The sequence below is a fragment of the Cupriavidus numazuensis genome, assembly GCF_905397435.1.
In the GTDB taxonomy this organism is placed as follows: domain Bacteria; phylum Pseudomonadota; class Gammaproteobacteria; order Burkholderiales; family Burkholderiaceae; genus Cupriavidus; species Cupriavidus numazuensis.
Genome location: NZ_CAJPVI010000109.1, coordinates 1 through 13,389 on the forward strand (window position 1 = coordinate 1; position 13,389 = coordinate 13,389).

At 55.9% G+C, this 13,389-nt stretch carries 9 protein-coding genes and 1 pseudogene; 5 read left to right on the forward strand and 5 right to left on the reverse strand.

Annotation, left to right across the window (positions count from 1 at the left end; translation table 11 throughout):
• The first annotated feature begins 139 nt into the window (after positions 1-139).
• Positions 140-3,547, forward strand: coding sequence for an adenylate/guanylate cyclase domain-containing protein (locus KHO41_RS39900; protein ID WP_211958707.1), 3,408 nt, complete (start codon positions 140-142; stop codon positions 3,545-3,547).
• Positions 3,548-3,762: 215 nt separating this feature from the next.
• On the opposite strand, the gene KHO41_RS39905 is transcribed toward KHO41_RS39900, so the two are convergent.
• Both KHO41_RS39905 and KHO41_RS39910 read right to left on the reverse strand, forming a co-directional pair.
• A complete protein-coding gene (locus KHO41_RS39905) occupies positions 3,763-4,626 on the reverse strand; it encodes an EAL domain-containing protein (protein ID WP_244874261.1) in 864 nt (287 codons plus the stop codon).
• A gap of 19 nt (positions 4,627-4,645) precedes the next feature.
• On the reverse strand, positions 4,646-5,533 hold the full coding sequence (locus tag KHO41_RS39910) for a methyl-accepting chemotaxis protein (RefSeq protein ID WP_211958708.1): 888 nt from the start codon (positions 5,531-5,533) through the stop codon (positions 4,646-4,648).
• Between the two features lie 186 nt (positions 5,534-5,719).
• On the opposite strand from KHO41_RS39910, the gene KHO41_RS39915 reads away from it, so the two are divergent.
• Together KHO41_RS39915 and KHO41_RS39920 are read left to right on the forward strand one after the other, a co-directional pair.
• The gene (locus KHO41_RS39915) at positions 5,720-6,508 is read left to right on the forward strand and encodes a crotonase/enoyl-CoA hydratase family protein (protein ID WP_211958709.1); all 789 of its coding nucleotides are present in this window, start codon (positions 5,720-5,722) and stop codon (positions 6,506-6,508) included.
• 30 nt (positions 6,509-6,538) lie between these two features.
• Positions 6,539-7,108, forward strand: a complete 570-nt coding sequence (locus KHO41_RS39920) for a TetR/AcrR family transcriptional regulator (protein WP_211958710.1) — start codon at positions 6,539-6,541, stop codon at positions 7,106-7,108.
• A gap of 288 nt (positions 7,109-7,396) precedes the next feature.
• Here the strand turns inward: KHO41_RS39920 and KHO41_RS39925 are convergent, their stop codons facing one another.
• Positions 7,397-8,329 carry a 2-dehydropantoate 2-reductase gene (locus KHO41_RS39925; protein WP_211958712.1) on the reverse strand — a complete coding sequence of 311 codons (933 nt, stop codon included), beginning with the start codon at positions 8,327-8,329 and terminating at the stop codon, positions 7,397-7,399.
• Positions 8,330-8,443: 114 nt separating this feature from the next.
• Positions 8,444-9,619, reverse strand: a complete 1,176-nt coding sequence (locus KHO41_RS39930) for a porin (protein ID WP_342344509.1) — start codon at positions 9,617-9,619, stop codon at positions 8,444-8,446.
• 1,419 nt (positions 9,620-11,038) lie between these two features.
• On the opposite strand from KHO41_RS39930, the gene KHO41_RS39935 reads away from it, so the two are divergent.
• Together KHO41_RS39935 and KHO41_RS42050 are read left to right on the forward strand one after the other, a co-directional pair.
• Positions 11,039-12,553: a methyl-accepting chemotaxis protein gene (locus KHO41_RS39935; RefSeq protein WP_244874262.1), complete on the forward strand. Its 1,515-nt coding sequence runs from the start codon at positions 11,039-11,041 to the stop codon at positions 12,551-12,553.
• Positions 12,554-12,897: 344 nt separating this feature from the next.
• Positions 12,898-13,302, forward strand: coding sequence for an alpha/beta hydrolase (locus tag KHO41_RS42050; protein ID WP_376990023.1), 405 nt, complete (start codon positions 12,898-12,900; stop codon positions 13,300-13,302).
• Here the strand turns inward: KHO41_RS42050 and KHO41_RS39940 are convergent.
• A pseudogene (locus KHO41_RS39940) lies at positions 13,295-13,389 on the reverse strand (IS5-like element ISCARN85 family transposase); the annotation flags it as partial. The gene KHO41_RS42050 and the pseudogene KHO41_RS39940 overlap by 8 nt on opposite strands.

Genomic DNA, 13,389 nt, shown 5'->3' on the forward strand with positions numbered 1-13,389 from the left:
AGCAGCGGCTGCAATGCCTTCCACAATTCGTTGTTGATCTTCTTTCGTGCCATGCCACCGCTAACGTCCATCAGGCGCCGTTCGATGACACGGTTTTGTTAGCCGCTCTAATTGCAAATGGCTCTGCAGGGAGGCATGTATGGTGCACTGTGCAAAATGCTGTTCCGAGAATGCCGATGGAGCCAGCTTTTGCGAGCAGTGCGGTGCCAGCCTCGCGCGCGCGTGTTCGCGTTGCGGCCAGAGCCTGAGTGCAGCGGCGCGCTTCTGCAACGCTTGCGGGGCGCCTGCCGGCGAATTCTCGCAACCGGCATCCACTGCCCCCATCCGCCACACGGCAGCTCAGCTTTCCGAACTCATTGGGGAACAGGCAGCGCTCGAAGGTGCTGGAGAACGCAAGACCATCACGGTCTTGTTCGCCGACATGGCCGGTTCCACCGCCCTGATACACGACCTTGATCCGGAAGATGCCCATCGCCTCATCACGCCAGTCATCGAACTGATGATGGAGGCGGTGCACTACTATGACGGTTACGTTGCCAAGTCGCTGGGGGATGGCATTCTGGCGTTGTTCGGCGCGCCTGTCGCCCGTGAGGATCACCCTCAACGGGCGATGTACGCTGCACTGCGCATGCAAGAGGCAATGCAGCGGCACAGTGACCGGCTCCGGATGGCGCAAGGCATTTCGTTGCAGATACGGGTGGGTATTCACTCGGGCGAGGTGGTGACGCGCTCGATTCGCAAGGACGCCCTGCACACCGACTACGACCCAGTGGGTCACACAATCAACATTGCCGCGCGGCTGGAGACAATGGCCGCGCTCTCTTCAATACTGGTGAGCGAGTCAACCCAAAAGCTTGCCGAGGGATATTTCAGGTTCGAGGCACTAGGATCCGCCGAGCTAAAGGGCATCCCGAAACCGCTGCTGGTCTATCAATTACTCGGGATCGGACCGCTGCGGACGCGCCTGCAGGTCGCAGCGCATCGCGGGCTGGCTCGTTTCGTGGGCCGCGAGCGCGAGTTGTTGATTCTTCAGCAAGCGCTGAAGCAGTCCACCGCCGGACACCTGCAGATCGTCGGAGTGGTGGGCGAGGCAGGCGTCGGCAAGTCGCGGCTATTCCATGAGTTTAAGGCGCGCTCGCCGCGCCAATGCCTTTTGCTGGAGACCTTTTCTGTTTCGCATGGCAAAGCCTTTGCCTATCTCCCGCTGATCGAACTCTTGCGCAACTATTTCCAGATTACGCCTCAGGACGACGAGAGGAGTTGCCGCGAAAAGGTCGCAGGCAAAGTCCGCACAATGGAGCGCAGCCTGGAGGACTACCAACCGTATCTTCTCTTCCTGCTCGGCATCAAGGACATCGGTTCGGCATTGACAGACATGGTCGCCAGCCTCCGGCGCGAGCGCACATTCGAAGCCATCATGCATCTGCTGGTACAGGAGAGCCGTAATCAGCCTGTCGAACTCCTTTTTGAGGATTTGCAATGGCTGGACAGAGAAACAGATGCATTTCTCTGCTACCTAATTGAGCGGGTACAGGATGCGCGGATCCTCATACTGGTTAACTACCGGCCCGAGTACCGCTGCGCTTGGCGCCATCGGGTCAACTACACCGAGGTAAGGCTGAATCCCTTGGGGCCTGCCGAGGCACAATGCCTTCTAACCGATCTGTTGGGCGACGACCCCGGAATGGACGCTCTAAAGCAGTTGATCTTAAGAAAAACTGAGGGCAATCCGTTTTTCATGGAGGAGGTGGTCCAGACTCTGATCGAGGAAAAGGTGCTACTCGGCGACCCGGGATACTACCGGATCGAGAGTGTTCCAGCCGAGCTCCATATTCCGGCCACGGTTCAAGGCGTGCTGGCAGCGCGCATTGATCGGTTGCCAGTAGCTGAAAAGGAACTGCTGCAGACCCTGGCCGTCATCGGCAAGGAGTTTACGTTGAGCTTGGTAGCCCAAGTCTCTGGTCAGTCAGAGGAAAGTCTCCAGCCTCTCCTCGCAGATCTGGAGGCAGGAGAGTTTATCTATAGTCAGCCCATCTATCCCGAGGTGGGTTACGTGTTCAAACATGCTCTAACTCAGGAAGTTGCTGGCAGCTCTCTGCTTTCCGAGAAACGCGGGTCGCTCCATGAACGAACGGGCCGTGCCATCGAAGCGCTTTTCCATCATCAGCTGAAGGACCACTGCAGCGAGTTGGCACATCACTACAGTCTCAGTGGCAACCTTCCCAAGGCGGTGGAGTACCTTCAATGCGCGGGGCGTCAGGCCCTCGACCGCTCGGCCCATCGTGATGCATTGCATCATCTCAGCGCGGCGCTAGAACTGTTCAATGAGCTACCAGAAACGCAGGAACGTGCACATCTGGAGTTGAGCTTGCGCATCACCCTTGGTCAGGCCCTGATCGCCGCACGAGGCTATGCAGCACCCGAGGTGGAGACGAACTACTCCCGTGCCTTGACCTTATGCGAGATGGTCGGAGACACCGCTGAACTCTTTCAGGTTAGGCTCGGTTTGCGCATATTTTTCATGATTCGCGCTAAGCATGAGACAGCCTATCAACTTGGCCAAACGCTAGTCCAACTCAGCGAGAAGACGCAGGATCCGGTGTGGCTTGCGCAGGCGTATACGGCCCTAGGTGGGTCCTCATTCTTTCATGCCGACTTCCACACCGCTCAATCGCATTTAGAGAAGGGGATTTCCCACTATAGGCCGGAGCAGCATCGGGTCCATGCCGCCCGTTATGGACAAGATCCTGGAGTCCGGGGGCTCAGTTTTCTGGCGTTGACCGATTGGTATTTGGGCTATCCCGAGAAGGCCGTGAAACACAGTCAAGAGGCGTTGATACTGGCTCGAAAAATCTCTCAGCCCATTAGCATTGCTTACGCCTTGGTCTGTACTGCTCAAGTGTATCAACTACGGCAAGAGGCGGAACTTACCAGCGAGCACGCCGAAGCAGCGATTGCGCTCACTGCCGAACAGGGATTTCCGTACTGGCTCGCAATGGCAACGATCTTGAGAGGTTGGGCACTGGCCAAGCAAGGGCAAAGCGACGCAGGAATTGCCCAGATTCGCCAAGGCCTCGCGGCTTGCCGCGCCACTGGCGCCCGCGTGCTGCGACCATATTATCTCGGCCTATTGGCCGAAGCTTATGCCGATTCGGGGCATTTTCAGGCGGGGTGGAATGTTCTGTCCCAATCACTGACTTCGGTAGCCAATACAGGAGAACACTGCCACGAAGCCGGGTTGCTTCATCTCCAGGGCGATCTCCTTTTACGGACGGCGGTCGCGCAGCCGGACATGTCATTAGCTCCCCAGGCTGCGGAAGCGTCCTTTCTCAAGGCAATTGCCATCGCACGGCAGCAAAGTGCCAAGTCCCTGGAGTTGCGTGCGTCAATCAGCCTTGCTTGGCTATGGAAGGAGCAAGGAAAAATAGAAGCCAGTCGCCAGATGCTTGTCCCAGTTTGTGAAACCATTACGGAACAAAGCGACTCACACGACTGGCTTCAGGCGAGGGACCTGCTCGACCTCCTACATTGCGCGAATGGTAGGTAGCTGCGCTGGCTAGGGTTGCTCGTCCCGCCGTGGCGCGAATAGTAGACCGGTCAGCAGCCGCCCAATTGCTCCAAGGTCGCGCTCTCCTCGAGGACCAGCGTTGGTGAAGTTCTGGCAAACTCTATGCAGTTCTTCTTACCGAAGAGCCCCCCCCGGCGATAGGGAAGAGCGTGGGCATCAATATCCGCTCGCGAAAAAGGCACAGGGTGCCAACTTCAAGGCCTCGGGAAATACCGAGATTTTGCATGGATGGCAGCTAGAGCGTTGTCTTCAAGTCGTGCGCTAGGTGCCGACAAGGGTTTGCCGAGTAAATAGCCCTGCGCATACGGTATGCCGATGTCCCGACATACCATCAGATCTTCCACATTTTCAAGACCTTCCGCGATTAGCGTTGCATTTCCGGCGTTTGCAAGTCCCCGCAAATAACGAAGGACTTCAAGTCGGAAGGCGGATTTCGCTACACCATCAACCACGGTACGGTCTATCTTGACGTAATCTGGCTGCAAAGCAATCCACAGACTGAGGTTCGCGTTACCCTGGCCAAAGTCATCCAGCGCAAACTGCGCGCCAGCTTCCCGGATTGTTCGAACCGCTGACTCTAGGCACGACAGCGGCTCGGGGCTCGCTTGCTCAGTTAGTTCGATAACTACTCGCCAAAGGGGGAATCCTACTGATTCCAAGAAATCCCGGGCATCGCTTTCATTATTGACAATCTCCTTAATGGCAGCGGCGCTATAATTTATGAACAGCTTTCCTGGCAACCGGGCGTGCACGAAGGCCTCGATGCATACGCGCGCGGCGTATCGTTCTAGGCGAACCATACATTCCTCGCGACTTGCCAACTCAAAAAGCGCCTGCGGGCTCTCTAGCGCGTAGACTGCCGGACCTCTAATCAAGCCTTCATAGCCCAAAATTTCGCCAGATGTTAGAGACCCAATAGGCTGGAAAACTGCTGTTAGCAGCTGTTGCTCAATGCATTCTGCGATCGTCGTTACCATATCGAGGATCAATAGGGAATATGAATCTGCATCTACCGGAACTTGGCTATGTTTTTTCCGCGCCCGTCGAGCTGCACTCAAGGAAGTGATGCTTTCAAGACTACGTACTTGATGGTGTGATTGGAGGTTCGAGTTTAAATACACCGGTGTCCGCAGCAAGAGTCTCAGCTTGCTGGTGGAGTATGCTTGCAGCGGCGTCTTGCTGGACCAACGCAGCATTCCGCATGGTTGACTCGTCCATTGCCCGCACCGAGTCGCCGAGCGCGCCAATTCTGGCGGCTTGAGGATGACTGGGCATTTTCATGGCCGTTGCGAACTCAGCCGTGCGCTCAATTGCGCGACGCACTTTTTCCATCGACTTGGTGGCATCGCGCGCCAAAATTGCCCCCGCCTCGACGTCGGAAACCGTCGTTGAGATGACCTTACCAATCTCTCTTACTACTGCCGTGCACCGCTGAGCCAACGTACGCACTTCCGCTGCGACGACGGCGAATCCTCTCTCATGGTTGCCGACCCTAGCGGCCTCTACAGCGGCGTTCAATGCAAGTATGTTGGCTTGGAGTGCGATCTCAATGAGTTGCAGAATCTCCGTTATCGAGTCGGAGTGCTGGTGGAGGTCGTCCATTTTTCCTGCGAGACGCTGTGTAACCGCGCTTCCATGGGAGACGGCCTTCAGTGTCGTCGTGGCCACGTTGCTACGCTCAGTAGCTTCATCCTCGGCGAGTTTGATATCGGCAAGCACGAGAGGCTGACGCTCTATCAGATCGATGTAGGAAGGCGCCAACTCCTGCACTTTCTTGTGCTGGCTGTGTGCTTCCACAAGAACGGTGTTTGTGTAGACACGTGGGTCGTTTAACAGTGCATCGAGCGTCTTCATTTCCTTCAGTAGCTCCTGCTTTGCCAACTCACGTTCATCACCGCTCGTTGCAGCGATCAAGGAAAGCCGTGCACGTGCTGCCCTGGCAATAGCACGCTTGCGTCTTTTCATCTACACCCTTGGTTCGTAACCTCTGCGGCCAGCGGCAAATTTAACTTGCATCGTGATAGTGGGAACTCTAAACTAACTATCACGTTGATAGCAACAAAAACGTAGAGGGGGATGACGACATGCAGCGAAAGCCATTGCACGGCACGCCCTGTTCCTACAGTCGCACATTTTATTAAGGAGCAAAGTATGGGCAACGAAGTTAGAGCGGCGGAAGTGCGTATGACCGTCGAAGGGCACATTGCCGTCATCTCGCTGGACAACGCGGCCAAGAAGAATGCAATCACGCCGGAATTGATGGATCAACTCTCGAAGCACCTGACCGAATTCGACGACAACGACGATCTCTGGGTCGCGGTGCTTGACCCCGCTGGCGAGCACACTACGGCGGGCCTGGATATGGCGAAATTTTTTGGCCCGAACGCGACGGCGAAGCCGATTCCCGACGATCAGGTCGACCCGCTTGGTTTGAAGCGACGTTGCCGTAAGCCGGTGATCTCAGTCGTGCACGGGATCACCTATACGGTAGGGATTGAGTTGATGCTGGCCTCGGACATTGTGATTGCGGCCGATACGGCGCGATTCTGCCAGCTTGAGCCAAAGCGCGGGATCGCACCGCTCGGTGGTGCCCATTTCCGGTACTTGACGCGAACGGGCTGGGGTAATGCGATGTACCACCTCTTCCTTTGTGATGAGTTTTCCGCGCAAGAAGCGCTGCGCTGCGGTTTTGTTCAAGAGGTGCTCCCTTACGGGCCGCATCGCGAGCGTGCAATGGATATCGCACGACAGATTTGCAAGGCCGCCCCGATCGGACTGCGGGCAACGAAGGCTGCAGCAATCACCTTTATCGAACACGGCGAGGACGCGGCGATCGCCGCTATTCCACATATCCGTCAGCAGGTCTTCGCTTCCGAGGACTTCAAGGAAGGTATCCAGTCGTTTGTCGAACGCCGCGAGGCACGTTTCCAGGGGCGCTGAGCCTTGACCATCTGCAGGGAGTCAGAAGCCATGACGTCGCTATCCGTACGCGAACAACTGATCGAGCACACGCTCGTGCTGATCCGTCGTAAGGGGTTCAATGGCTTCAGCTATCGCGACCTCGCCGAACTCGTTGGCGTCAAGACCTCGAGCATTCACTACTACTTCCCGTCCAAGGATGACCTCGTGCTGGAAGCGGTGGGCGAATACAGCGCCCGCACCCATGAGCGCATCCGTGCGATCGACACCAAGCAGCCTCCCGCGGAACAGGCGCGGCAATACCTGGAGCCACTGCGCGCGGGATTGGACTGTGATCAGGCCTGCCTGGTAGACATGCTGTCAGCCGATGTGCTGTCGCTGTCCGAGCAGGCGCGTGCCACGATGCGGGAGTACGTTCGCCTGCACGAGCAATGGCTGACTGGCCTGTTCGAACGGGCGCAGCCGCTGCGTGACACGCCGTATCCCGTGCCGCCCGCGCAGCTGGCGGAGGTCACCTACGGCGCGCTGCAGAGCGGGATGATGGCCGCACGGCTGTTTGGCACACACGACCGGCTTGAGGCCGCCGCGGCCGTGCTGGCTGGGGTCATGCCGCAATCGTGACCTGGCGCCGCACAGTCGATCTGGATCATCATGCGGCAGGTCGTGGCCGGCCCATGGCGGCACTGCCGCCTGGCTGGCGGTGCCGCGCACCGAGCGCTATCGCCGGCGCTTCGAAGGGACAGCCAATACCGTGGCGGCAACGCAAACCTACCTGGACGGGGGGGGGTGGTCTGATTGCGCAACTGCCCCGTGATGGCGCGCATATATTCGAGGTAGCTTGAGCCGTCTGGTATTGCATTGGAGCATGAACCCTGCGCAATGCAGGGCCCGACTTCGAAAGAAGCAAAATCATCTAGTGGGCGAGACGCTGCGAGTCTCATAGACTTGCAAGTTGCAGTATGCGACTTGACAAAGAGGCAGGGTGACACCCGCAGTTTCGGCTCGTCTGATTAGGTCGCCAACGATGGCGTCCGCCTCGATGCGGGTTGCGCCCTGGGCGATATCGCGCATCATTGAAGCCGCCCAGGCGGATGACTCGTCCAAAAGCCTGCTTCGCGCGTCGGCCAGCACATTTTCAGGCAACGCGTGGCCAGCAAGCTCTGCAACTTGAGCACATTCGCTGATGGCCTGTCCCATTAGCTTGCGGCCGTCGCGGGCTTTCATGATATCGCCCACGGTCCCCCGCATAAGGCAGGTCATTAGTGCCCCTGCTGCAAGTGTGGACCACTTGTTCCACAGATCCTGTTCAATATCGTTGGACAGATGGCGCAACCCTGGCGTGCGAGAAACCAGCGCGTAAAACTCCGACGCTTTAGCGTCGGCACTCTTCATCCGAGACCCCACGATGAGTTTGTCCAAGCCACCCGCGTGAAAGATCGAGCCGTCGGTCGCAAGCGTTGTGGCAATGTACGATACGCCGCCCAGCACACGTTCTTTGCCAAAGCGTCGATCAAGCTTGTCATATGCCTCTAGCCCGTTGACCAAGGGCAGAATGAGTGTCTCTCCGGTGACAGCGGGGGCGATAGCGTCCAACGCTGCATCGAGGTCATAGTTCTTGCAAGTCAGAAGTATGATGTCATAACCGTCGCCGACATCTTCAGCCATGACGGTCCGCACCGGACCTTCAAAATCTCCCAGTTCGCTGCGTACACGTAGGCCATACCGCGTCAAGGATTCTCCTCGTTGAGGACGCACTAGGAACGTGACATCTGCGCCCACTTGGATAAGTCGCGCACCGTAGTAACCGCCCATACCACCGGCGCCGAGTACTAGTATTTTCATGGCAATATTTCTCTGAAAAAATTTGGTGCACAAAAGTGGCGCCATTTGCGTCTTCGCGCCGTATGCGCGAAGACGCGTCGCGTTACATCTCAGCTAAGATGGGTCTTGTATGGTTCAGAAGGTATGTCGAATACCCACGGATAAGCCAAGCATGTTGGACGCACCATTGCCCGGGACGTAGCTGTTGCCGAGTGACAATGTCGTAGTGTATGAAAGAAGACTGGTATCGAGCGTAAGGCCGGCGTTTTTTGCGTATGCCGTAGAGAGATACAAGTCAGTGCGCTTGGAAAGTGTATAGTTTGCAATCAAGTTGATTTGCCACGGATTGGCTGTATTGGCGTGTCCCGCAACCGTCTTGACGTTGTCGTAATCATACTGAATTGTCATGCTAAAGGCGGGCGTGAACTGATAAATTCCCCCCAACCAAAAATAGTCGTCACGCAAATAGGTGTCTCGAGAAGGGCTCTTGTTTTGCCCCCAACGGTAACCGCCCATGATGCGACCCGACGAGAAGTTGTAGCCCATAGCGCCCGCGTACTTTTTGAAGCTGCCGCTGCTCGGGTTCGCCGCAGGTCCGATGGTGGGGTTGAACTGATCCATCGACACCATCGCCGAAAATGGGCCCTTGGAGTACACCAGTGCCGCCCCGTATGCACCATCGCGTCTGGCGTGTCCAGGTATTTCTCCGTTCCCGCCAATAGCGACACCCGTGGAAGCTGTCTGCGGAAGTGCGGTGCCGGTACCAAAGGAGTAGTGGGCGACCGCGGTCAATGGTCCAAATACGCCCGTGTACTTAATTGTATTGTCCTCCCGATTGTTCGAGCCAAGAACTAGAGCAATAGGGGTATATTGAGGAGCGTAGTAGGCAGGATAGAAGTCAGCCGTCCCATCAAAAAGCGACGTATATTGTCTTCCAAGTGTAATCTGACCGTATTGAGCATTCTTCAGGCCTATGTACGCCTGTCGGCCAAACAACCTGTCTCCTTGCATCAAACCGCCGCTATCAATACGGAATCCGCTTTCCAGAACAAATAGCGCTTTGGCTCCCTGTCCGAGATCCTCGACTCCTCTAATGCCCCACCGAGACCCAGCAAATCCGCCGGAGTTCAACCTGACAACATCTTTGGCGGGACCAGGATTGAATCCATTGGCAGCAGTCGGCAAAACGCCGATGTGATTGACATACTCGATGTTTGCGTCTGCAACGCCGTAAAGTGTCACGCCGGACTGCGCCCAGGCGGGGCATGAGCTTGCCAGCATCGCGGCAGTTGGTACTAAGTACTTCTTCACCTACGTCTTCTCCAAGATTCCGCACATCGTCATGGATGTGCTTGTTTCGATATTGTGAAAGTCCGATTTTCGAAGTCGCTTGTCCGTCCTGTGTCTCGAGAACTGTCGTGGGATCGGAGTGCATACCAGATTGGTAAGCCACCTTTATCGCGAGATCGGAAAGTTTCTAGCTGATCCAGTGAGCTACCTAGAAAGTTCGATCGAGACCGGCGTGTTGGGGACCATGGAAATGCGGGTGACGGCTTCGTTCATATCAGTCGGCCACGCCAACTCGGGTAGCGCGTTTTCGCGACATTGCCCACACCGATGTCAGGCAAATTTTGCGCGACCCAATCGCCTGGAGTACCTTGAAGCGTGAGAGGGCTTTCTCGGGCGACGTGCAGCGGACTTCGGGGCAACAATTCTTTATCCTCACCAACTTGTGAAACGGCGGAGGCGACCACGACGTCTCCGTACATCTGGTCGGGGTCGAACGACGACTGCTGCATCTCGAACTTCCGGCCGTGATAGGAGGAGTTCCTCCACTACCAAAGCAGAGCCTCGTTCGCCTGCGACTTTTGTGACGTCCTTGATTCGGTCTTCGAAGAGAATCGAGCTATCTTTGGAAAATCGCACTCGATTCTTGGTATCGGCGACGCCCTTTTGTAGCACTTGAAGATCGTTCGATCGCGCGCGTTCACATAGGTGACTACGCGATAAGAGTTTGAAGTTGGTCGTCTCCTGAGGGTGCGCCTTTTGGCGTCGATATGCCGACGTATCTAAGCACGTTCTACGGACTCGATCGGTCCCGACAATGGTTTGCCGAAACGTATAACCAAACAAGGTGAATTCCGGCCAGCTAGGCGGTCATTCGGTGCCACGGGCGCCGCTGTGCGGGGTGGATGATGGCTGGCGCTTGTCCAAAGGCAGGAGACAGCGATCGCTGCAGTCATAGCATCGGCAACGTCTTGGCGTGCTCGCCAGACATTGGCGCCTCGCACGTCAATGAAGCGATGGAATGGAAGGCTGATGGCATGATTTCCGGGGGCGAAAGGACTGGGTCGTTCTTCCCGAGCGGCCCAGCTTCTTCATGCTCACGACGGCATTTGTGATCCCGTGCTTGAGGCCGCACCATAGTGATGCCGACGGCTCACACCCTGCCAAAAACCCGATTTGGCACCAAATCACCCTTGGGGCGGCAGAATGGAATCTAGTCATGGGGCTCCCGCCTTGCGAGTATTGTTGCATAAAAGCGAATGATAAGGCATCGCCCTGGCGTCATACGCGTGACTTGGAAAGTGATCATCCAATCCACGAAGTGGCACATGAAGAGTCCAAGGGCATGGCAACGAATTGCGTTAGCAAGGAGGAGAGACTGATGGGATTGAATTTTAGCCGCTTGACGTTAAGAACCAAGCTTTGGTTGGTCTTAGGGTTAATGTGGATTTGTTTGGTAGTTATCTGTGCTTGGGCGCGCTGCATACTCGCCAGACGATGATTGAAGAACGGAAATCTGCTCTTAAAAACATCGTAGATGTTGCGATGAGCATAATTCAAAAATATGCCGACGCCGCTGAAAAAGGACAGATAAATAAGGATGATGCACAGCGGGGCGCACTGTCCCAGCTGCGTGCGATGCGTTTTGGTGATGCCGGATATCTGCTGATCACGGATACAAGCACCAACGTGATCATGCACCCGATCAAGCCGGAATTGGAAGGAACTAATCTGCGCAGCTTAAAGGATCCAAACGGGCGGCCGATCTTTCGTGATGGAGCTGAGCTGGCCCGGTCCGGTGGAGGATATACGTCGTACTTGTGGCCCAAGCCAGGCCATCAGAAGCCAGTTGAAAAGATTAGCTGCGTTGGATACTTCGCCTCATGGGACTGGAGTATTTCCACTGGGCTGTACACGGATGACATCGACGAAGCCTTCCGCCGCTCGCTCTTGAGCTGGAGCTTGCTGCTGGTCGCGATGGCAGGAGCGCTCAGCGCTGTCATGTTATTGATTTTCCGGAAAATCAAACAGGACCTTGGTGGCGAGCCGGCTTACGCTGTCGAGATTGTCGGAAATATTGCCAACGGCAATCTTACGGTCGACGTTAACGCCCGATCCGGAGATAGAGATAGTCTTCTTGCCAGTATGGGCCGTATGCAGAAGAACCTCTGGTCAACATTAGGGAGAATTCGCGAAGGGGCAGATGCGATTACATCGGCCGCAAGTCAGATTGCCGCGGGAAACACTGATCTCTCGGCGCGGACGGAAGAACAGGCAGTCTCACTGCAGCAAGCCGCGGCGAACATCGCCCAGTTGACTCAGACGGTTAAACAGACTGCCGACAATGCACGTGAAGCCAATGCGCTGGCGACAAACGCTGCCGACATGGCGGGCAGCGGGAATGACGCCGTTCTAGGCATGGTCGCGAGCATTAGGGAGATCAGCAGTAGTTCCGCTGCGATTTCAGAGATTACCGGCCTGATAGAAGAAATCGCTTTTCAGACAAATATTCTCGCCTTAAACGCAGCGGTTGAAGCTGCGCGGGCCGGGCAACACGGGCGTGGCTTTGCAGTCGTGGCGGCCGAGGTGCGAAGTCTGGCTAAGCGCGCATCGATCGCCGCTAAGGAAATTAAAAACTTGATTGAATCGTCGGTGATGTTGGTGCAAGACAGCTCCAAGCAGGCGGCAGAAGTCACCGAAGTCAAGGAAAGAGTAAAGCAGGCAATTAGGCAGGTGTCAGATCTCGTCAACGAGATTTCTGCAGCCTCGGGGGAACAAAGCCAGGGTATCGAGCAGGTCAATGAGGCCGTCCATCGGATGGATGAAATGACGCAACGGAACGCTGCATTGGTGGAGCAGTCGGCCGCTTCCGCGCATTCGATGTTTGAACAGGCGACCAACCTTGTGCGAAGTGTCAGCGTGTTCAAACTGGAGCGCGAGATGCAGCCAGTCCCTTAGATTGGATGCCAGTGTGTGGGATTTCGCAAGTCGGGGTGGTTGCGGTTACTCATAAAAGGTGAGCATCCATCCCTTTCAGGGTTGGGGCGCCGACTTTGGCGATTGGGCAGCGATAAGGGCGCAGGCGGTGACGCGCATGATTACCTCATCTGCTCCATTCATTTTTAATTTTTTACTTGTAATGTTCAAGTGCAACGGAGACCGGGCCAGGTCGACTGTGAAGGGAAACGGATTTTCGTTGCACCTTCACGCTCATATCGAATAGATAGTCGAAGGTTGCAATTGTCTGCATCGCGCGTTGAACAAAGTATCGGCACGAATCAGTTGGACTCAAGGTGAGATAAATGTTGAACGACTTGGAAGTAGCGTTGGAGTCTGAGGGCGAGCAGACAAATGCCGTGCTGGATAATTTGATTCGTAATTTCTCCACTCCTCAGCGAATTGCGCTCACGCAAGAGGAAGAGAATTGTCTTTTGCATGGCGAGAGATTTGCCCACTATCACGATGGATTCCGCTTGGCATGCTGGCATTTTGGCTTCGGGCCTGAGGTCGTGCTGGCGCATGGGTGGAATGGTCGGGGTGCGAACTTGTGGAGATTCGTAAATCCGCTGGTATCAGCAGGATTCTCTGTAACGGTCTTCGATGGCCCCGCCCATGGAGAGTCGAAAGGCAGTCGTACGAGTCCCGTCCATTTCGCTGACGCTCTACGTACCTTGTGCGGGTATCTAGGGCCTGTTCACACTATCTGAGCCCGTCGACGATGAGCGCAAAATTGATGAAGGCGATGAACATCACGTCCAGCTTGTCGAACCGGGAGAAGATGCGACGAAAGCCTT

What these genes read in the sequence shown, in the direction of transcription:
- KHO41_RS39910 (WP_211958708.1), bottom strand. Translation starts at nt 5,533, where the DNA reads ATGAAAAGACGCAAGCGTGCTATTGCCAGGGCAGCACGTGCACGGCTT.
- KHO41_RS39920 (WP_211958710.1), top strand. Translation starts at nt 6,539, where the DNA reads ATGACGTCGCTATCCGTACGCGAACAACTGATCGAGCACACGCTCGTG.
- KHO41_RS42050 (WP_376990023.1), top strand. Translation starts at nt 12,898, where the DNA reads ATGTTGAACGACTTGGAAGTAGCGTTGGAGTCTGAGGGCGAGCAGACA.
- KHO41_RS39925 (WP_211958712.1), bottom strand. Translation starts at nt 8,329, where the DNA reads ATGAAAATACTAGTACTCGGCGCCGGTGGTATGGGCGGTTACTACGGT.
- KHO41_RS39900 (WP_211958707.1), top strand. Translation starts at nt 140, where the DNA reads ATGGTGCACTGTGCAAAATGCTGTTCCGAGAATGCCGATGGAGCCAGC.
- KHO41_RS39915 (WP_211958709.1), top strand. Translation starts at nt 5,720, where the DNA reads ATGGGCAACGAAGTTAGAGCGGCGGAAGTGCGTATGACCGTCGAAGGG.